Raw genomic sequence first — 21,505 nt, 5'->3', positions numbered from 1 at the left:
CCGTAAGGAAACAGGAAAGAAACTAGTGAATCCAGTAACCAAAACATTCCAGTACGGAAAAGATCAAGTCACCATTGAGACTGGCCGAGTTGCACGCCAGGCCACCGGCGCAGCGCTGGTCACCATCGGTGAAACCGTTGTTCTGTGTACCGTTGTAGGCGCCAAAGAAGCCAGACCAGATCAGGGCTTCTTCCCGCTGTCCGTACACTATGTAGAAAAAGCCTACGCGGCCGGCAAGATTCCCGGTGGTTTTTTCAAGCGTGAAGGCCGTCCGTCTGAGAAAGAAACTCTGACCTCCCGCCTGATCGACCGTCCGATCCGTCCGCTGTTCCCGAATGGCTTCATGAACGAAGTACAGGTGATGATCACTGTACTGTCCGCCGAGAAAGACGTAGATCCGGATATCGCCGGCATGATCGGCACCTCTGCTGCCCTGTCTGTTTCCGGTATTCCTTTCGCGGGCCCGATTGGTGCTGCCCGTGTTGGTTACACCGAGAAAGACGGCTACATCCTGAACCCTGGCTATGCCGCTCTGAAAGAGTCTGAGCTGGACATGGTTGTTGCCGGTACCAAAGACGCGGTCCTGATGGTTGAGTCCGAAGCTGCGGAGCTGCCGGAAGACATCATGCTGGGTGCGGTACTGTACGCCCACCAGGAAATGCAGGCGGTTGTTAAAGTCTGTGCAGAACTGAAAGCCGAAGCGGGCAAGCCCACCTGGGATTGGCAGGCGGAAGCGGTTAACGAAGAGCTGAAGTCTGCGCTGGAAGCCCAGTTCGGTGAGAAAGTAGCGGAAGCCTACAAAATCACCGACAAGCAGGCGCGTACTACCCGTCTGGGCGAGTTGCGTAACGAAGCGGCTGAAGCCCTGGCGACTGAAGAGCTGGACGAAGGCACCGTTAAGAGCTACTTCGGCAAGCTGGAGAAGAAGACCGTACGTGGCGCTGTAGTACGTGGTGAGCCGCGTATCGACGGCCGCGACACCAAGACTGTACGCCCGATCTCCGTAGAAGTTGGCGTTCTGCCGAAGAGCCACGGTTCCTCGCTGTTCACCCGCGGTGAAACCCAGGCGCTGGTGGTTTCCACTTTGGGTGCGACCCGCGATGCACAGATCATCGACGCCCTGGAAGGCGAGCGCAAAGATTACTTCATGCTGCACTACAACTTCCCTCCCTACTCTGTAGGTGAAGCGGGTCGTGTTGGTGCTACTAGCCGTCGTGAAATCGGCCACGGCCGTCTGGCCCGTCGCGGTATCGCTGCGGTACTGCCGAACCCGGAAGAGTTCCCCTACACCCTGCGTGTGGTATCCGAGATCACCGAATCCAACGGTTCCAGCTCCATGGCATCCGTGTGTGGTTCCAGCCTGGCCCTGATGGACGCGGGTGTTCCGCTGAAGGCGCCGGTTGCCGGTATCGCCATGGGTCTGGTGAAGGAAGACGAAGGCTTTGCCGTTCTGACCGACATCCTGGGTGACGAAGACCATCTCGGCGATATGGACTTCAAGGTAGCCGGTACCGCTTCTGGTGTGACCGCGCTGCAGATGGACATCAAGATCGAAGGTATTACCGAAGAGATCATGGAGACCGCTCTGGAGCAAGCTCTGCACGCGCGTCTGCACATCCTCGCGGAAATGAACAAGGTTATCGGTGCTTCCCGCGAAGTGGTTAACGAAAACGCTCCGCGTTACGCCACCCTGAAGATCCATCCGGACAAGATCCGCGACGTGATCGGCAAAGGCGGTGCGACCATTCGCTCCATCACCGAAGATACCGGTGCAACCATCGACATCGAAGATGATGGTACCGTGAAGGTGTTCGGTGAAGACGGCGAGAGCCTGGAAGCGGCGGTAACCCGCATCGAGGAAATCACCGCGGAAGCTGAAATCGGCGCGATCTACGAAGGTAAGGTTGTGCGTATCGTGGACTTCGGTGCGTTTGTTAACTTCCTGCCGGGTAAAGACGGTCTGGTACACATTTCCCAGATCGCGGAAGAGCGCGTAAATGCGGTTACTGACTACCTGAGCGAAGGCCAGATGGTGAAGGTCAAGGTACTGGACGTAGACCAGCGTGGCCGCATCAAGCTGTCCATCAAGGAAGCCAAAGCCGATGAAGCCGAGCAGGCGGATGAGGCGACTGGCGAGGAGTAATTCCCGCTGGTTTGCGGGCCCGCTTGCGGGCCGACAAAAACGGTGGCTATATGCCACCGTTTTTTTTGCATTTTTTTTGATGACCTTTCAATAAGGGACTGGGGGCACGCAGTGGAAGTTTTGTTGATTTACTTGCTGGTGGGCATGGGGGCGGGCACCATCGCCGGCCTGTTTGGTGTCGGCGGGGGCCTGATCATCGTGCCGGCACTGGTGCTGGTGTTTACCGCGCAGGGCATCGCCCCGGAAATCCTCACCCACATGGCGGTGGGCACCTCACTCGCCACCATCATCATCACCTCCATCAGTTCCGTGCGCACCCACCATCTCAAAGGGGCGGTGGACTGGAGTATTGTGGCTGCGATGGCGCCGGGCATCTTGATTGGTTCCTGGATTGGCGGCATGACTGCCGATTGGCTGAGCGGTGCCTGGCTGCAGCTGCTGATTGGTATTTTTGCCGTTGGTATCGCACTCAAGATGTGGCGCGACGGCCTGCGCAAGGCGCAGCTCGTCAGCGACGGCAGCCGTGTACCGGGCAGGGTGGGGCTCTCGTTTGCCGGGGGCTTTATCGGTTGGGTGTCGGCGATTTTCGGTATTGGCGGGGGCTCACTGACGGTGCCATTCCTGACGCGCTGCCATGTGGTCATCCAGCGCGCGGTGGCGACGTCCGCCGCCTGCGGCCTACCCATTGCGGTCGCCGGTGCGCTCAGCTTTGCGGTGCAAGGCTGGAACAATCCACAGCTGCCGGAATGGAGTAGTGGCTATATCTACTGGCCCGCGTTTCTCGGCATTGTGCTCGCCAGTACCTGGTTCGCCCGCCTCGGCGCGCTGCTCGCGCACAAGCTTTCACCGCAGTTGTTGAAGAACTGCTTTGCCGGCTTGTTGTTCCTGATCGGAGCGCGCTTTATCTGGCTGAACTATGGGGTGGTTTTCGGTTGAGCTAGCCCTCGTCTATATCGAAAACAATACTCATAAAAAAAGGCCGCTGCGGTTACCCGCAGCGGCCTTTTTATTACGTTGTAATCGAGCGATTACACGGTCTTGGCAGTCGCCTCGGCCGGCTCAACAGGCTCGATATGGTCGCCACCCTGGGATTCCCAGGACTTGGACTTGAGGCTGATCAGCGCAATCACGGCACCGATACCAATGCTGAAGATGGCGATCTGCAGGTACAGGTTCGGCAGCTCGGAAACATTGTTCGGGTCGAAGTTACCAGCCAGCAGGCCAGCGATGATGTTGCCGATGGAGTAGGTGAGTACAAACACACCCATCATCTGGCCGGCGAAGCGGCGCGGAGACAACTTGCTCACCGCACTCAGTGCAACCGGGCTCAGGCACAGCTCACCCACGGTGTGCAGGAAGTAAGTGGTTACCAGCCACATCGGCGCTACTTTCAGGCCTGCAGCGGCCTGCTGGGCAGCGAAGAACATGACGATGAAGCCGGTGGCCATGATGATCAGACCAATCGCACATTTCATGCCGTAGGACGGCGAGATCATGCGCTTGCCCAGGTTGATCCACAGGGCTGCGAAGAACGGCGACAGGATGATGATGAACATCGGGTTCACGTTCTGGAACCAGGATGCCGGGATCTCGAAGGAGCCGATCATGCGGTCGGTGAAGTCACGGCCGAACAGGTTCAGGGAGGAACCCGCCTGCTCAAAACCGGACCAGAAACATGCGGAAGCCACACACACCAGGAACAGGGCCCACATACGCTTCTTCTCGGATGGGCTCAGCTGGCCGGCGAAGTAGATATAGGCGTAGTAGATAAAGAAGATCAGGGTGAAGGCAACGGCTACGTACTTGGCCACGGAAACCGGGTCAAACACGATTACACCGCTCATGGTCAGCGCAGTGATTACCACAACGGCAGCCACAACCGCCCAGATGGTGCCCCAGGCCTTCTTGGCGCCGGCTTCGGTCATCGGGTGTTCCGGCTTCAGGCTGGCATCACCCAGGTTGCCGATGGTCTTGCGGTACTGGACCAGGCCGATGGCCATGCCCACGGCAGCGGCACCGAAGCCCCAGTGCCAACCCACTTTCTCACCGAAGTAGCCACAGATCATGTAGCCCAGTACGGAACCGATGTTGATACCCATGTAGTAGAGGGCATAGCCACTGTCGCGACGCACGTCGTCGTCGGCGTAGAGGTGGCCAACCAGGGCGCTGATATTTGGCTTCAGCAGACCAGTACCGGTGGCAACCAGGATCAGGCCGATAAAGAAGGTATTCTCACTGGGAATGGCCAGCACGATATGGCCGCACATAATGATGATACCGCCGTACCAGACGGTACGCTGGCCGCCGAGCAGGCGGTCGGCAATCCAGCCACCTGGAAGGCCCAGGAAGTAAACGGCACCGGTATACAGGCCGTAGATTGCGGTTGCAGCGGCAACGGTGAAGGCGAGGCCTTCCTGCTGCAGGCTGGCGGTCATGAACAGGACCAGCAGGGCCCGCATGCCGTAGTAACTCATCCGTTCCCACATCTCGGTAAAGAAGAGGGTGGAGAGCCCTTTGGGATGACCAAAGAAGCCATCGCTGTTGTGTTGTAGTTGTGACGACATATCAGCGTTTCCGATTGTTATAACGTTATAAGTTAATCCCCTGCGAGTGTAACAGCGGTGCCGGAAACTGGCGAATGGTTACAGCTGAAACAGGAAATGAACCTGCGAAAGGTATTCCTACACGACAAGAATTGTGGAAAATCAGAGATTCAGAAAACGATATGGGGAGAATAACCATGAAAACCCCGGAATATTCTGGAACGACAGGCAAATATCGGTCACTGCTGGCTGCTTGGCGGAACAAGATCTGGTTTGGGGGCCTGGCGCTGCTGCTGAGTGGCTGCGCCAGTGTCCCGGACGAGGTACACCAGCCAATCGATACCCAGTGGTTGTTATCCGGCCAGCCTCTGTTTGCAGAACCTGTGCGCCTCTCGGAGCTTCCGGAGGACGATATCCTGGGCCTTGCGCCCGAGATGCGGGCTTACCTCGCGGAAATTGCACCTGACTCGGGCCCCCAGCACCGCCTGCAAATACTGCTGAATGGATTTGAGCGCCGCGATTACACGGTGCAGTACCACGCCGACAAGACCCTCACCGCCAGCGAAACTTACTCCCAGCAGGTGGGCAACTGTATGGCGTTCACGGTGCTGATGGTAGCTATGGCCCGGGAGCTCGGTGCCAATGCCTATTTCAACCAGGTGGAAGTGCCTCCGGTGTGGGGGCATGAAGAGGCGCAGACCTTTGTGGTGTACCGCCATATCAACATGGTGAGCCAGAGCCCGCGCGGACGGCGCGTGGTCGATTTCAACCTGCAGGCTTATGACCCTGTCTACGATCAGCGCAAGATTTCCGATACCGAGGCATTTGCCCAGTATTACAGCAACCGCGGTCTTGAATTGATGCAGCAGGGTGAGATGCGCGATGCCTTCCGCTATCTGCGTAAGTCCCTGGAGTTGAGACCTCACCATGCGGATCTGTGGGCAAATCTCGGTGCTTTTTACAGCCGCAATCAGGAATTTGGTGCGGCCGAGGAAAGTTACAAGCGCGCACTGCAGATACAGGGCGATCACGCCATTGCGATGAGCAACCTGGAGCGCCTGCATCGCAAGCAGCAACAGTTTGAACTAGCCGATTACTACGCGAAACGGGCCCGCTACCATCGTGAGCGCAATCCGTATTATCTGTATTATCAGGCACGGGCGGCGTATGAAGAGGGGGATTACAAGAGTGCGAAAAGCCAGCTGCGACGTGCTATCTGGCAGTATGAGAACGATCACCGGTTTCACTTTTTGATGGGGCTTACGCGCTTTCGCCTGGGCGAGTTTGATGATTCCCGTGAACATTTTTCCGAGGCTTTTTCTCTGGCGAATAACCCAAGCACGCAAAGTGCCTACAATAGAAAGCTGAATTATCTACTCAGCGACCGGAAAGAATAAAAAAAAGGGAATGCCAGTGGCATCCCCTTTTTCGTTCGACGCAATGTCTACAACATTAAAGTCGCGACTTAGAACTGGTAAGAAGCACCAGCCCAGAAGTAACGACCCTGGAAGTCGTAGAAGCTGTTCCAGTCGTTGTAGCCGGAAGTGTCTTCCGGTGCCTTGTCGGCCACGTTGTCGATACCGGCAGACAGACGCGTGCCTTCATTGATATCCCAGCCTGCACGCAGGTTCAGGTAAGTCATGGACTTAACCGGCTTGTACGGGCTGTAGCCATCGTCGAAGTACTGCATTTCCGCACCCATATCCCAGTCGTTACCGTACCAGGTGGCGCTGGCCAGGCCGCGCCATTTCACGTACAGACCACCGGTGGTGCCCACGTACTCGAGGTAGTCGGACTCGGTACCGGACTGCTCGTTGTACTCGTTGTACTCCAGCAGACGGGAAGCCTGAGCGCGCAGGCCCAGACGGCCGGCATCGAAGTGCAGGTTGTGTACGATGTCGACGTCCACGCCGCGGGTGTCAACCTGGCCGATGTTCATCTTCGCACCTTCCAGCGCAACGATCTGATCGCCAGCGCCACGGGTAACAAATTGACATGCGCTTGCAATGCCATCGCGGAAGCAGTCATCCAGGATACGCTGCAGGTCCGGTGAGGTGATCGCGTCTTCGATGCTGATGTCGTAGTAGTCCAGGGTGATGGACAGGTCGTCTACGAAGCTCGGGGTCCACACGATGCCTGCGGTGAAGGTTTTCGCTTCTTCTGGGGTCAGTTCTTCGTTACCACCGATGTTGGTTGGCACCTGGTTGCCCGCCTGGGTGAAGCCCGCACCGACCATACCGCAGTTTTTACCCTGGCCGTCGGTGTTGGACGCGCTGGTGTCACACGGATCGATCAGGTACTCGTAGCTCTGCGCAGAACCGCTGAACAGTTCATAGATACCCGGCGCACGGAAAGAAGTGGAGTAGCTGGTACGGAAGCGCACGTCTTCAACCGGCGCGTAAACCAGACCGACTTTACCGGTGCTCTGGCCGCCAAAAGTGCTGAAGTCGGAGTAGCGCACCGCCACGTCAGCGGTCAGCTCTTCTGCGAATTTCGCACCTTGCAGGATTGGCAGATTGAATTCCGCAAATGCCTCGGTAACGTCGTATTCACCGCCGGTGGCGTCTTGCTGGTTACCAAAGGTTTCGCCGCTCTGGGTTTCCGGGGACGGGTTGAACTCACCGGATTCCTCGCGGTATTCCACGCCCGCTGCGAAGCCCAGTGCACCGCCCTGGAATTCGATAGCTTCGATATCGCCGGACAGGGACGCACCTGCGTTCAGCAGCTCGTAGGAGTTGTTTTCACGGTCGTCGTAACGGAAGTAATCCATGATTTCGGGGCTCATGCCACCAGCGAAATCAAAATCGAGGCCAGCTTCACCGCTGAAGATCTCATCCAGCTTGGTTTTGTTGTAGGAGTTCAGGGTGACGTTATTGCCTTCGTTTTTGCCGTAGCTTACGAAGGTGTCCCAGCTCCAACCGTTGGAGAAATCACCGCTCAGGCCAGTGGCCAGACGGTAAGTGTCGGTGGTCTGCTCGTAAGAGCGGGTGCCGCCGTCAACCGGGCGAATACGGAAATCGGAGAAACCATCAACCCAGTCGGTGCCGTGGGCGGCAACCGGGGCAGTCGGCTCAAGGCCTTCAGGGCTGCCCTGCGCTTCCCATTGCGCTACCGCAGCGTTATATGCAGCCAGCTCGATTTGATAGGCATCGTCGGCTTGTTGCCAGGCATCCTGCAGCTGAGACTTGATGGCTTCAGGCAGGTGCGTTTCCGGGTTCAGGTTAAAACCGTTACCGGCATACATCGGCTGTGCGGCCAGCTGCTGGTTAGTGGTTTTGGTAGTGAAGCTTGCCTCACCCCACAGCTCAACACTGTTGGTGATGGAGTATTTACCAGATGCGGTAGCGGAGGAACGTTCCATGGCGCCAGACAGCCACATGTGCTGGCCAATGTCGTAGCCCGCGTAATTGCCCAGGGTCACGCCGTCTTCCTGGATGCTGAAGGCGCCGTAGCGGGTAAAGATGTTGCCGTTCGGGCCCATGGAGCTAGTCAGGCCAGCCCAATCACGGTCGTTGTAAGTAATTTCGTCGCGCTGGCTGTGGCTGATGTTCGCGATGAAACTGCCGCGGTCGCCTTCGCTACCGAAAGTGAAGGATATGTCTCCGTTCTCACCACCGCCTTCGGAAGTTGCACCGGCGCGGGCATTGATACGCAGACCTTCAAAGGAATCTTTCATGACCACGTTGATCACGCCGGCAACTGCGTCGGAGCCGTAAACCGCGGAAGCACCGTCGGTCAGCACTTCGATTCGATCGATCATCTCAACGGGGATGTTGTTCATGTCCACCGCAGAGCTCACGCCGGAAGCGGAGGAGACGAAGCGACGACCGTTCACGAGCACCAAAGTGCGCGCGGAACCGAGGTTACGCAGGTCAACAAATGCCAGGCCCTGGCCACCGTTGTTGTCGTTTGCGTTGATACCGGTGGTACCCATGGACGGCAGCTGGTTCAGCAGCTCGTCAATGGTGCCAACACCGGAGCGGCTGATCGCCTCGGAATCTACGATGGTAATCGGGCCGGTGGTCGACAGTGGGTCACGCGCAATACGGGAACCAGTAACGATCACTTCCTCAACGGCAGGGCCGGGGACGTTTTCCTGAGCGGAAACGCCTGCGGCAGCGATACTGCTGAAGGCCGCAATAGCGATACTCAACTTGGTCTTGATCATAGATGTGTCCTTTTATGTTTTCAGAGGCACTTTTATCTGTTTGCTCTATATCGAGTGCGAGCTGACTTTAAAGGACAAAAATATTTTATGGAACTAACCTGACATTTGCGTATCTGTCCCCATTAACTCATTTTGTTCGATGAATGCTCATATTGGATAAAAAGCGTTCTTCGAGAAGTGTTCTTATCCTTATATTTTGACCATTGTTGTTAGAAATTATTAAAGTTCTATGAAAATTAGGATGAGAATGGCTATCGCCAAAAAGAGGTTCGGTGATTAAATAGTGATCAATCATTTGTTGTGTTGGTTTTTTGACCTTTCTCGTGATTTGCTTTCGTATGCTGGAGTTAAGTTCTACAAGCATGGGAGTGTGCAGTGATAACGACTGGTAGAAAGGGTTTTCGCGGTGAGTGCCTGGAATTGCGTCTGGTGCAATACAGGAAGGAGGAGGGTTGGTAATAGGCGACGCAGGTTACAGGAAGGTGCGCTGGACGCGATTTCCGCGCCCAGAATTCAAACGGATCAATTGAGGCTTTGTTTTATACCATCGAGGAACAGCTGAACGGCGAGCATTACCAGTACCATCCCCATCAGTCTTTCCACGGCAATAAGTCCTCGATTACCCAAAAGTTTAGCCAGAGGCGACGAAGCCAACAGGATAACTGCCGATACCCCCCAGGCGCCGAGCAGTGCGAGAGTCCAATCCCATAGTTGCTCGCCCTCACTATTTGTCATAAGCATCAAAATTGCCATGGTGGAGGGGCCTGCGACCAGGGGCACTGCCAGCGGTACAAAGAATGGCTCTCCTTCCAGTCGCTCACCCATAATGCCGCCCTCGATCGGGAACACCATCCGTATGGCAATCAGGAACAGGATGATCGCGCCTGCGATACGAATCGCCTCCTGCGACAAGCCAAGCCACGCAAGTACAAAGCGTCCGGCGTACAGGAACACCAGTAAAACGATTAGTGCGAAGATCAGCTCACGCATAATGACGTAAAGCTGGCGCTTTGGCGGTACGTTCTTCAGTGCGGCGAGGAATACTGGGATATTGCCCAGTGGATCCATTACAAAGAGAAGAGTCAAAAAGGCTGTAAGTGTATCCAACGGAAGCTCTCTTGGTTAATGATGTTCGTCAACCGTACACATTTGTGGCGTTTATGGTACTGACAAAGTAAGTAATTTATAGCAGTTGAAAGCCTAAATATACGAGTTAAGGTAATTAGGTAGGTTTATTAGCACAGAAGCACCAGCCAATAATCTTCTCCCCATCTAAAAATTTTGAGCTGTTTGATAGAGTAAGGCCGCTATCAGATATCGCACGTTCGTAGCGTTGTACTAATTCTGGAGACAGAGTGGCATTTATTTGATCGTTTATTCGCACCCTTCCCATTCTAGCGCCTGTATCGAGTGATGAGGAAAAGTTCGCTTTCTCTTGAGCCGTGGACACAAGGCGCGATGAAAAAAATGAATTTACATTGTTTACGAAGTAGGCTGTGACCGCAGAGTTGGGATATTTTTCTCGCAGTACATTAATCGAACTCATTAAAGCATTCAGCTTTTCCTGATTACTTACTATGAGGATTTCTTTTTCAAGTGCACTCAGAGAGTCGATGGAACCAATTGACTTTAAAAAGTTAGAAATTAGGTCGTGGATTTGAAGGGTGTCGATAGCGAGGTTATACGCTGACTGGTCTTCAATGCAGTTTTCAAATGTCTCTGACTCAGTGTAGTGGCAGATGGCTCTGAATTCTCCATCAGGTTTGAGTTGACTCGCTGCATTTGAAATGGATCGTGTGAAGTCTGAGTACTCTATACCGAACTGTGAAGAAATTAGATCTATTGAGCCCGGCGTATCAAATCCAAAGTCCTCAATACTTGAGTTTGAGTGGAAGTTAATCGATGAGTAAAGTGGGGTGAGGGAGGGGGTCTTGTTATTTTCCGCCGGTGAAATCGCTGCGCTATCGATAGCGTGTATTTCAAAATCCATGTGTTTTTTTTGACTGAATCTGGCGAAAAGCAGAGCTAGCGCACCATTGCCGGTGGCTAAATCTAAAATTTTTGCTTTTTTATTCAGCTTACTCGCCGCTTCTATCCAAAAGCTGCCGATTTCCCCTTGATAGCTTTCGGGAAGATCGCTTGCAAACGATGTGGGAAAACCTTGTTTCCAGAAATCTGACCAAGCATCTGCAGTGTTCATAAAAAAGGGCCTCCAAATGGAGGCCCTATCCTGTCAACAACGAGTTGAATAATCAACTCATGTTGCTATTACAGGTCGATGGAGTACTCAGCGAAGTATACACGACCGAAGTTGTTGTACAGGTCGTAGTGGTCACGAGAGAACTCACCGTTCTTGTCGAACACCGGATCTTCATCCATGACGTTACGGATGCCGAAGCGTACGTTGTGGTCATCGTTGAAGGTGTAGTTATAAGCTACGTTGTGAATCAGCCAGCTGTCCAGTTCGCCTTCTGCACGCAGAGGCGGCAGCAGGGAGCCGTCGTTATTAATGGTGTTCTCAGCAGCGTGCACGCCGGTGTAAGCAGAGTACCAGTCGACGCTGTGGTTGCCCATATTCCAGGTCAGGCCAACGGTACCTTTCCACTCAGGGTAGAGGTTCCAACCAGCGTGGTCCTGAACCGCCGCACCGAAGTAAGCCTGCTGGCTATATTCGAGGAGGTGGCTGAACAGAACGTTGAAACCGAAGTTACCATAATTGGTGTCGAAAGAACCTTTGGCGTTGAAGTCCAGAGATTGCAGTTCGAAACCAGGTCCGTTCACGGTACCAGCGCGGATTTCATCGATCTCGCCGTTGCCCAGTCGAGCAACAGTATTCGGCAAGCCAGCCAGCTCGGCGAAGATCATGTCCTGAGCGCCAACAACCTGAATTACGTTGTCAACTGTCAGGTTGAAGTAGTCAACACCCACAGTGATGGTGTCGGTAACATCATATACCGCGCCAAAGGTGAATGCTTCGGACTCTTCTGCTTCCAGTTCCGGGTTGGAACCGTAGTAAGTGTTGTACTGCTCTTCAACACAGTTAGCAGTTGAGATGCCGTTAGCCGCACAGTAAACGTAGTCAGTTGCATCTTCCGCAGAGAAGGAGGTCACGCCGTACAGGTCGGACAGAGCCGGAGCCTTGAAGCCTTGTCCCCAAGAAGCTTTCAGGGTCAGGGTGTCAATCGGGCTGTAGTTGACGCCAACTTTCGGAGAGGTAGCGCTGCCGAAATCGTCGTAATCGTCGTAGCGCGCGGCCAGGTTAACTTCGATCTGGTCGGTTACCGGAAGCAGGAATTCAGTGAACAGAGCGCTCAGCTTACGGCCGCCCGCTGCGCTGTTACCGGCACTGCCACCGATCCAGCCAGCTTCGGACTGGGCGTCAACGATGGAGGTGTAGTTGATTTCCATGTGCTCAGCACCTACGTATGCAGATGCGGTGCCGCCGGAAAGCTCCATGAAGTCGATCTGGGAACCAGCAAACAGCTTGCGGGTGTTCATCTCTTCATCGGTAACGGTGGTTGCGCGCAGACGATCAACAGCTTCTTCGCTGTCCATGATCAGGTCGCCGTACCATTCGTTGTTGATGGCGAGGCCACCGTAGCTCAGGTAGTTGCTGCCAATTCCGGTAGAGATGTACTTGCCGTATTGCCCGTAAACTTCCAGAGATACGTTGTCATTGATCTGGCCGTTAAAACCGAAGGTGCCGTCCATCATCAGGTCTTCTACGGTGTTGTCACGTGGCCCGATACGGTCCCAGCGCCAGGTGGCGTAGGTGTCTACACCAGTAGGGTTGTCCGGGTGATCAGCCGGCATCGGGCTGAAGTTTGCCGCGGGAGGAGCGTAGCGACCGAAAGATTCTACACGGGAGAACAGAACGTCGGTGTAGGCTTTCCAGTTGCCATCAATGTCGAATTCAGCGCTGGTGAAGCTGTTTGCACGCTCCAGGGATGCGCGGTTCGCGGAGATCAGGCCGTAGGCGTAACCACAAACGTTACCGCCTTTGTACTGAGCGTCGATGAAACCTTCACCGATGGCTTCACAGTTGGAGCCTTCCCACAGGCCGGTTTCTGCGTTCCAGGTGGTGCCCGGAGCTGCCCAGGTCTCGTTAACCGGATCCCAGATGCCGCGAGCGTAACGGCTTACACCAACGGTCTCAGTGGAGATGTCGATGAAACCATCACCATTTTCGTCGGCCCAGCGGGCAGAAGTGTAGTCGCGGTCGCGATCGTAGATCTCGTCGCGGGAATTGAATTCAAATGCGGAGGTTACGGATACACGGTCGCCAGTTGCACCGAATACAAAGCTCATGCCTTGCTCATCGCCACCTTCCTGAGATGGGCGGCCCATACGGGACTTGAAGGATACACCCTCAAAGTTTTTGCGCATGATCAGGTTAACAACACCCGCTACCGCGTCGGAGCCGTAGGTAGAGGAGGCGCCATCAGCCAGGATCTCAATTCGCTCAACCGCGTCCATCGGGATCATGTTCAGGTTAACGGAGCCGCCGCCGCCCAGAGACGGGGAGCCAGTAACACGACGGCCGTTGATCAGTACCAGGGTACGGTCAGAGCCGGCGCCACGCAGGTTTACGGTTGCGTTGGACTGAGCGGAGCTACCGGAGCGCTCACTGAAAGAGCCCAAGGTGTTCAGGGATGTTTCACGCAGTACATCTGCAACGGACATGTTGCCAGTTACGTCGATGTCAGAGCGGTCAATAGTAACAGTTTGGCCAGCGGTGTTCAGGGTCTCGCGCTTAATGCGGGAACCAGTAACCACTACCTCTTCTACCAGGGCCGGATCTTCTTGTGCGAATACAGGCAAGGCTGGAACCATGATCGCAGCAGTTACTGCTACGGACAGGAGGTTCTTTTTCATTGTAAATCCTCTCTTGATCGTTGGATTTATGTTTGTTTGCCAGATTTGGCGTGTGCGGAAACGACTACCCCCAAGTGGTCATTTCCTTCCCAACGTGTATTTAACGGATGAGGTATAAGTTCCCTCAAAAAAAAATATAAAAATTTTGAAAGTGTCGTTTTGACAGGTTAGACAGTTGTCAGGTTTGAGGTGGGCAGAGCGAAATTTGGGTTGGTGTGCCTGTTGGGCATAAAAAAGCCCCGCCATGAGGGCGGGGCTTGGAGGAGAGGCTAGAGCCTTAGAACTGCAGGGTAATACCGCCGTAGAAGTAACGACCGACGGTGTCGTAGCTTCTCATCAGGGTGTTCATGTCATCATAGTTGGTGACATAGGGAGGCTGTTGGTTCCAAAGGTTGCGGATACCGCCGGTGATGGTGACGCCTTCCCACTGGAAGTAGTTGAAGTTCACATCCTGGTACCAGGTATTATCAATCTGGGTGGCCAGATCGCGCGGAGACGGGTCGAAGTCGTCCACTTCACCCACCATGCGTATGGTAGTGAAGGCGCTCCAGCAATCCAGCTCGTAACCTACGGTGCCGTAGAACTTCCACTCTGGGAAGGCCACGATGGCGGTGGTTACCGGGTCGGCGTAGAAGTAGCCCGCCAGATCGATGGTGGGATCTTCTGAGCTGCCGCGGTATTTCCACTCGTGCAGGTAGGTGGCGGTGGCATTCACGGTTACCACACCCGGGCCTACGGGCACGCTGTAATCGAAGCCGAGGTCCACACCAGAGGTTTCAAAGGTGGCCACGTTCTGGCTGTTCAATAGCTGACCGGCGATGGTCAGGTCGGAAGCGCGCCGTGTTGGCGCGTCTGCCGATGGGCTGATACCCACTGCTCTTGCTCCGGTGATCAGGTCACACAAGGGTGAGCTGAAGTTGGGGCTCTCGTAACAGCCCTGGACGATAGTGTCGGTGGTCAGGGTCCCAATGGCGTCGTCAATGCTGATGTCAAAGTAGTCCAGCGTGAAGCCCATGTCATCGGTCCAGGACGGGGTCCACACGATACCGAATGTCCAGCTATCGGATTTCTCCGCTGCCAGATCTGGGTTACCACCGAACAGGCCGGTTGCCTGAGTGGACGAAATGGTGGTGCCAGGTGCAATGCCGTCTGCAGCACAGTTAGCCCGGACATTGGGATTATCTGCCGCACCGTATTCATTACACGGATCAGCATAGGACTCTGCGGATACCGTTGGCGGCAGGAACAGATCGTCGAGACCGGGCGCGCGGAAGCCCTCAGAGTAGGTGCCGCGGAAGCGCAGTTCGTCGAGCGGTGCATATTCGAGAACTGCACCGAAGGTGGTGTCGCTACCGATGGTGTTGTAATCGGAATAGCGGAAGGAGGCCTCTACCGCGAGGACTTCGACCCAGGGTTCGCCGTCCATGATAGGGAGTCGCACCTCCCCGTAGAACTCGTCGACGCTGTAGTTGCCACCCCAAGAGTCACCACTGACAAAGTAGATCTGACCGATTTGCGCGGCACCGTCCGCAACAATTTCCACGCGCTCGGCGCGATGCTCATAGCCTATTGCCCAGGCCGGCCCTTCACTGGCAAGGGACCAGTCACCGAAGTCGCCTACCAGGTTCGCTTGCAAGCTGCGCAAGGTGGAGCGCTCTACCGGTGAATTGGTTACCAGAGCATAGTTTTGCATTTCTGGGGTGAGGGTACCTTCGGCAAAGGGGTTCCAGGCGACCTCACCGGACGCTCCAACGGCGGCCGCACAGTCCGGGTCTTCCGCACACAGGTCCGGATCAAGCAGGTTTTCGAAGCGCACGGTGTTACCGCGGCCGCGGTCAATCTGCGCATCTACCCAGCGCGCGTAATTGTAGGAAAGATCCCAGGTCCACTCATTACAGAATTCGCCTTCCAGGCCGAGAACGCCACGCCAGGTATTTAGGTCCTGAGTGAATGCGCGTCCGCCCGTTTCTTCCAGGCGACGACCAATATTTACTGGTTCACCGATTGGATTGTAGGGGTTGCTAACGGGTACCAGGGGGCCCCAGAAGGTGCCCTCTGCAGCCATTAACTGGTCTGAGCGCCGGTTTACAAACGAAAGTTCGGTAAACGCGTTGACGTCGGTGAAGTCTTTCCAGTCGTACAGCTCGTAGGTGCCGTAGCCATACATGGATGCAACTTCTTGCGGGGTCACCAGATAGCTGGCGTCGGCGAAATTATAGGCATCGGTGGCGGCATTGAAGTCGCGCACCAGGCCGGTAACCGGATCTACAATCAGCTGATCAGAGTTCGCAGTGGGTGAGAAGCGGGCGGGCGTGGTTGTCGAGCTGCCGCCGCAAAGCACGTCACCGCCAATTTCACGCCGTGGGCAATCGGAGAAGCGGCGATCACCCTGGCCGATTCTTTCGCGCTTGGTGTACTGCGCGTTGACCATTACGTGCCCTTTATCATTGGAGGCACCCAGGGTCATTGCCGCCAGATATTCGTCACCATCGCCATGGGTGGAAGAACCGTACTCCGCCGAGAGTTCCGCCCCTTCAAAACCTCTTTTGGTGATGATGTTGATAACACCCGCGATGGCATCGGAACCGTAAATGGTCGATGCACCGTCGCGCAGAATTTCCACGCGTTCAATAATCGAAACGGGGATGGTGTTAAGGTCCACCACGCCGGTAGCGCCGGCGGATGAGCTGAGCCTGCGACCGTTCATCAAAATGAGCGTGCGGTTGGAGCCCAAACCGCGCAGTGACACGGTTGAAAGGCCGGCACTGCCGTTGTTCACGGAGGAGCCCAGCTGACCACCTGTCATGGATGGAATGTTTTGCAGGAAATCTTCCAGCGTTGTCTGGCCCGACTGCTCCAGTGCAGCCGCATCGAATACGGTGATGGGCGTGGCACTATTGGCATCCGTCGCACGTTGAATGCGAGAACCGGTTACAACAATTTCCTCAACCTGCGCCTGAGCATCCTGAGCAAACGAAACGGTAGAAAAGCTGGATGCGACGGCTGCAGCTGCGATTGCGCCCTTGATTGCCCGAGAAAGACGGGTTTTGTCCATGGTATACCTCTCCTGATACCGGTAATGATCGCCGAATATGGCTACGCCCTCCCTGACAACTACATACATCTATCAACAAGAGGCTTGCTATCAACCCTAGAACAATTTTTCACCGTTCAAGTCGATTCGTGAATGAAATTGCGCCTTTGGTGCAGGCGTGCCAAAACCGGCGTCAGAAGTGGGGAAAATGGCGAACGAGGTGTGCGTTCGTTGCGTGAAAGTACCGATGAGAAGCGCCAGTGCGCGTGGCGCATGGAGAGTGTTTGAGAAAAATATTCCGCGTCAGGTGTGCGCAGAAAAAATGGGCGAAGGAAAAATCCGCGGAGAATTTTTTGCGACGTTTGCTTTACATGTTGAAGCTAAAGGTCGTGTACCAATAGCGACCGGCAATGTCGTAGGTGCGCGCGTCAAAATTATCGTTGAACGCGGAAGCTGCAAACGGCGGAGCCTTGTCCATCAGGTTGTCGACGCCGATCGCAAAACGAAATCCTGACGGTACCGCGTATGCGATTTGAACGTCGTGGGTTGTCCAGCTGTGAATATCTCGACGGACAAATTTGTTGTCGAGGGTAAAGCTTTCTTCCAGGCTGTCTACGTAATGAATGGTGTAGCCGCCTTCCCAGCGTCCTCGCTGCATGTAAACACCGGTGTTGGCTTTCCATTCCGGGAGCGAGCCGGCACCGCCACTCGCAGCGTCGACGAAGGTGCCCGTCAGGTCCTCAACAGGGCTACCCGGCGCCAGCTGATTCAGGTAGCGGTCAATGTGGCTGCCATTCATGGACCAGCGAATGAGCCCCAGTTTTTTTGACAAGTGCTGGTAGCGCATGGAGGCGTCAATACCGCGTACTTCTCGCGCACCGATATTGAGTCTTGTGGCGACAATGCGCGTGATGTCACCGCCGGCGTCGCGTTGAACGCGATCACTGAAGAGCCCGTTGTTTGCATTTTCGTTGATCAGGTATTGCGGGCTGGTGTCGATCACATCGTTTTGGCGGATATCGTACAGGTCGAGGCTGGCATGGAAGCCGGTAAAGCCGCCCGGTGTCCACACGATGCCGAGGGAGCGGTTATCCGAAGTCTCCGGCTGCAGGCCAGGGTTGCCGCCAAATTCTGTCAGGTATTGAATTCGTGACTGGTCTGCTTGCCCGTTGCAGCCGGGGAGGAGGGCCGCGTCGCTATTGGTACAGGGGTCAAACAGGAATTCCTGACTTTGGTAACCAGTCTGATTCATGTCCACCAGGGTCGGTGCCTTGAAGCCAGTGGCATAACTTGCACGCACCAGAAGAGATGGCCAGGGGCGCCAGCGCAATGCAATCTTTGGATTGGCCGTGGTGCCGAAATCGCTGTAATCCGAGTAGCGCACTGCGCCGTCCAGCCAAAGTCGTTCAGCGGACAGTGGAATGGAAATTTCCGCGAAGCTTTCGCCAATCAGCCGGTATCCCTTGGCAGCGCCCGAGGAGGCGCCACCGATGAACGAGGAGCCAGCGGCATCGATGGAGCGGAAACGGATTTCCTCTCTGCGCAACTCGACGCCAGCCGCAGCGAGAATGTCACCCGACGCGATTTTGCCCAGCGGACCGTCGGCAATGTAAGTAACGGACGCCATTCGGCTCACACCGTCCACGTAACTGGTTGCGCGGATGTAATCCAGTTGCTGCTCGTCAATGCTTCCGGTTACGCCGAGAAGGTTAACGGGCACGCAGTCGCTGTTTTCCGCACAGATGTCCGGCCCCTTGAGCGCGCGGGAAAGGCGGAAAGGGTCGATCAGGTTGGTAAGGCGCTCACGTGCGCGGGTGTAGTGCGCGGCCGCAGTTAATTCCCACTGCCAGTCGTCCATCAATCCCTTCAAGCCGGTGTTAAACCGGAAGGTGTCCGTGCCATTGTGTTGCGCGCGCGGGCCCAGCTCAATCACCCGCTTGCGCACATCGACAATGTCTTCGTTGAACGGGTTGTATATGTTGTCGCTGGATATCGTCAGGTCGCCATTGTCAAAGCGGGTAAATACCGGAGTAGGTGCCATCGCCGCCTCGGAGCGGGTGCGAACGGCCATGGCCTCCGCGAACGCTTGCGTGTCGCCCTGGAGGCGATGGTTGAGCGCCAGATAAACAGATTGGCGTTCCGAGGGGACTAGTGCGGAGGTGTATTCGCGGAAGTTATACAGGTCCTCCATTGTCCAGGTACGGTAGCCGTCGACGCTATTGGTGACGACCTCATCCTCGAGGGCAATGAATCCCTGTGGTGATGCGGCGGAGCGCAAGTCGGTACCGCCACGGCCGCGGTTATCCGCAGAATCCGAAATGGTGCGATCGCGGCTCAAGACTTCACCCTGACGGTAGTCCGCGAGGCTCAGCATCAGGTGTGTATCTTCGTTGCCTCCACCCCAGGTGACGCTGTAGGAACTGGTTTCCTGATCCCCGCGTTCGGCCTGGCCGTAGTAACTGTTCACGGACAAGCCGTCAAAGTCTCTACGCAGCAAGATGTTCACAACCCCGGCAATGGCGTCGGAGCCATACACTGCGGACGCGCCGTCTTTTAATACTTCGATCCGGTCTACCGCAGAGAGGGGGATGGTATTGAGGTCCGCGGCTTCCCCGCCAAAGCCGTTGCTGACGATGCGCCGGCCGTTGATAAGTACCAGGGTGTTGCTGGCAGGCAGGCCGCGCAGTGTGACGGTGGCGGTGCCGTTGCCACCGTTGGTCACCGAAGTGCTGGTGGAGTTGCCGGAGACTGCCGGTAGAAACTTCAGCAGTTCTGAGACGGTCTGGGCACCGGTGATCTCGAGCTCCGGCTGCGCCAATACATCGATCGGCGCATAGCTATCGAGCTTCAGGTAGCGCAAATGGCTACCGGTCAGGCTGCGGCCGGTGACGATCACCTCTTCTTCGGGTAAGAGGGAGTCTTCGGCTTCTTGCTGTTCGGATTTCTTCGCTTTGGCCACCACTGCCACGGCATTGGTGCCGGTGTGGGTAAATGTCAGGCCGGTTTTTGCCAGCAGCTGCTTCAAAGCAGGAGCAATACTGCCGTCGGGGGTCTCGAGGTATTGTTTCCGGACTTGTATAGAAGAAGCGCTATCCGCCTGTACTACCAGTGAAATACGGCATTGGCGGCCCAGCGATATGAGTGCTTTGGAGAGGTTGCCGGAGGGGAGTTCAACACCGGATTTCGGGCAGGCGGCAAGGCTACTCTGCGAGAGTATAAGCAGACCCGTCAGCGACAGCGTTGCCCAATGCCGGAAATTCAATGCGACTCATCCCGCCCGTATCCGGCGCGATCGGCGACCAGAAAACACAGCTTATGTTTTAGTTGATGTCGTAAATGGGCGATCGTTTAGCTTATGGCTAAAAAAAGTACGATCACCAGGGCGGGATTTATATCTTACTTAGGCTTGGGAGACAAGAGAGTCAGGTTGGGATTGCTCTGGTCCTGGTCGAGGTCCAGGGCGGTCGCAATCGCAGATAGGGTGCTCTCCGGGTCGGCGAGCTCGAAGGTCCCGGACAGGGTGCGGTCACCCACATTGGCCGCTGCCGCTGCGGGCACGTCCAGGTAGCGGTTCAATTCTTCCAGTGCTTCATTCAGTGGGGTGCGGTCGAAAACCAGCTGTCCACGGGTCCAGTCCAGCGCTTCATTGGCCGAGGTGCGGCTGACATCGGAGAGGCCGCTACCGGATACGCTGACCTTTTGATTACGGGTCAATTTTACCGTTTCGGGCTGCAGGCCGCTGGCAGTACGGGATTCACTCACCGCTACCACACCACCAGTCACGGATACCCGGGTGTTGCTGCGGTTGCGCTCAACATTGAATTGGGTGCCGAGTACGCGAATGTTGGCCTCGCCGGCGGCGACCGTGAACGGTCTGGCGGTCTGGCGTGCAACGTCGAAATAAGCCTCGCCGCGCAGCAGCTGGGTGCGGCGCTCATCGCGACTGAAAGTGACCACCAGTTCAGAGTTTGTATTCAGTTGCACTTGCGAGCCATCCGCCAGTGAAACGGTACGCGTCTCACCTACGGCAGTTGCGTAAACCTGTTGCGATGCCGGGGCCTGCTGCAGCCACTGATTGCCCACCCAGAGTGCAACGGTCAGGCAGGCGGCCACTGCGCCACCACCAAGTAACCATTGGGGCAGGTTCCAGCCGCTCGTAGAGGCAGAGGCTGACGTGCGAGAGGATTGCGTGTTTGCGGCGGCGGACTGATTGGTCGGCACACTCTCCGGATAGAGCTCATTCAGTGGCATGTGTGAAAAGGCGCCGAGATCGCCCCACAGCTCAGCCATTTCATCAAAGGCCTGACGGTTGGCGGAATCATCGGACATCCAGCTGGCAAAGGCACGGCGATCAGCATCGCTGATCGAATCGGAACGCAAACGCGCGATCCAGGCGCAAGCCTGATCGAGCTGATCTTCCGTTGGTCCTTTTTGTACTTCCTGGAGGTTCACCGCACTAATACCTTTTCCCCGATCTATGAATCGGGCTGTCTGTCAGAGTTGTCTTTTGAGCAAATGGTGACTAACAAGTTCCATTTCCGTCTCGCCGCACCAATTTGGTGCTAAAGTTTGGCGCCCAAAGCAACGTGCCTGTTCGTTCTGCGCAATTTTTACGATAAAACGCCGCAAAATTTAGCATATTTTGAACGAATGATCCGTTCTTTTTCACATGGATGCCCGTGTATACCAGTAAGACGGACTACAGCCCCTTGCCCTCAATACTTTTTTATGTTTTTGCTGCA

The 21,505-nt window shown here is 55.6% G+C and carries 11 protein-coding genes; 3 read left to right on the top strand and 8 right to left on the bottom strand.

The window, feature by feature from the left end:
• The first annotated feature begins 25 nt into the window (after positions 1-25).
• Together pnp and LCM31_RS01480 are read left to right on the top strand one after the other, a co-directional pair.
• Positions 26-2,143, top strand: a complete 2,118-nt coding sequence (gene pnp, locus LCM31_RS01485; protein WP_224866945.1) for a polyribonucleotide nucleotidyltransferase — start codon at positions 26-28, stop codon at positions 2,141-2,143.
• A gap of 111 nt (positions 2,144-2,254) precedes the next feature.
• Positions 2,255-3,079 carry a sulfite exporter TauE/SafE family protein gene (locus tag LCM31_RS01480; protein ID WP_224866943.1) on the top strand — a complete coding sequence of 275 codons (825 nt, stop codon included), beginning with the start codon at positions 2,255-2,257 and terminating at the stop codon, positions 3,077-3,079.
• Positions 3,080-3,171: 92 nt separating this feature from the next.
• Here LCM31_RS01480 and LCM31_RS01475 read toward each other — a convergent pair whose 3' ends face one another.
• Positions 3,172-4,707: a peptide MFS transporter gene (locus LCM31_RS01475; RefSeq protein WP_224866941.1), complete on the bottom strand. Its 1,536-nt coding sequence runs from the start codon at positions 4,705-4,707 to the stop codon at positions 3,172-3,174.
• 176 nt (positions 4,708-4,883) lie between these two features.
• Here LCM31_RS01475 and LCM31_RS01470 point away from each other — a divergent pair, with 176 nt between their 5' ends.
• Positions 4,884-6,083: a tetratricopeptide repeat protein gene (locus LCM31_RS01470; RefSeq protein ID WP_224866939.1), complete on the top strand. Its 1,200-nt coding sequence runs from the start codon at positions 4,884-4,886 to the stop codon at positions 6,081-6,083.
• A 68-nt stretch (positions 6,084-6,151) separates the two neighbouring features.
• Here LCM31_RS01470 and LCM31_RS01465 read toward each other — a convergent pair whose 3' ends face one another.
• The 7 genes from LCM31_RS01465 to LCM31_RS01435 all read right to left on the bottom strand — a co-directional run bounded on the left by LCM31_RS01465 (position 6,152) and on the right by LCM31_RS01435 (position 21,215).
• A complete protein-coding gene (locus LCM31_RS01465) occupies positions 6,152-8,854 on the bottom strand; it encodes a TonB-dependent receptor plug domain-containing protein (protein ID WP_224866937.1) in 2,703 nt (900 codons plus the stop codon).
• Between the two features lie 522 nt (positions 8,855-9,376).
• Positions 9,377-9,961 carry a MarC family protein gene (locus tag LCM31_RS01460; RefSeq protein WP_224866936.1) on the bottom strand — a complete coding sequence of 195 codons (585 nt, stop codon included), beginning with the start codon at positions 9,959-9,961 and terminating at the stop codon, positions 9,377-9,379.
• A 115-nt stretch (positions 9,962-10,076) separates the two neighbouring features.
• On the bottom strand, positions 10,077-11,054 hold the full coding sequence (locus LCM31_RS01455; RefSeq protein ID WP_224866935.1) for a class I SAM-dependent methyltransferase: 978 nt from the start codon (positions 11,052-11,054) through the stop codon (positions 10,077-10,079).
• A 68-nt stretch (positions 11,055-11,122) separates the two neighbouring features.
• Complete coding sequence (locus LCM31_RS01450) at positions 11,123-13,729, bottom strand: TonB-dependent receptor plug domain-containing protein (RefSeq protein WP_224866934.1); 2,607 nt, start codon at positions 13,727-13,729, stop codon at positions 11,123-11,125.
• A gap of 277 nt (positions 13,730-14,006) precedes the next feature.
• Positions 14,007-16,784 (bottom strand): TonB-dependent receptor plug domain-containing protein, encoded by a 2,778-nt coding sequence (locus LCM31_RS01445; RefSeq protein ID WP_224866933.1) that lies wholly within the window; start codon positions 16,782-16,784, stop codon positions 14,007-14,009.
• A 346-nt stretch (positions 16,785-17,130) separates the two neighbouring features.
• Positions 17,131-20,025, bottom strand: a complete 2,895-nt coding sequence (locus LCM31_RS01440) for a TonB-dependent receptor (protein ID WP_224866932.1) — start codon at positions 20,023-20,025, stop codon at positions 17,131-17,133.
• Positions 20,026-20,159: 134 nt separating this feature from the next.
• Positions 20,160-21,215, bottom strand: a complete 1,056-nt coding sequence (locus tag LCM31_RS01435) for a FecR family protein (protein ID WP_224866931.1) — start codon at positions 21,213-21,215, stop codon at positions 20,160-20,162.
• Between the last annotated feature and the right edge of the window lie 290 nt (positions 21,216-21,505).

The sequence above is a fragment of the Microbulbifer agarilyticus genome, from assembly GCF_020171345.1.
Lineage (GTDB): Bacteria > Pseudomonadota > Gammaproteobacteria > Pseudomonadales > Cellvibrionaceae > Microbulbifer > Microbulbifer agarilyticus_D.
Note: the sequence above shows the minus strand (reverse complement) of the source record. Positions and strands in the feature narration are given on the sequence as shown.

Bases quoted from the DNA above. Each gene is read 5' to 3' on its own strand.
- LCM31_RS01475 (WP_224866941.1), bottom strand. From the start codon at position 4,707: ATGTCGTCACAACTACAACACAACAGCGATGGCTTCTTTGGTCATCCC.
- LCM31_RS01470 (WP_224866939.1), top strand. From the start codon at position 4,884: ATGAAAACCCCGGAATATTCTGGAACGACAGGCAAATATCGGTCACTG.
- LCM31_RS01465 (WP_224866937.1), bottom strand. From the start codon at position 8,854: ATGATCAAGACCAAGTTGAGTATCGCTATTGCGGCCTTCAGCAGTATC.
- LCM31_RS01455 (WP_224866935.1), bottom strand. From the start codon at position 11,054: ATGAACACTGCAGATGCTTGGTCAGATTTCTGGAAACAAGGTTTTCCC.
- LCM31_RS01450 (WP_224866934.1), bottom strand. From the start codon at position 13,729: ATGAAAAAGAACCTCCTGTCCGTAGCAGTAACTGCTGCGATCATGGTT.
- LCM31_RS01445 (WP_224866933.1), bottom strand. From the start codon at position 16,784: ATGGACAAAACCCGTCTTTCTCGGGCAATCAAGGGCGCAATCGCAGCT.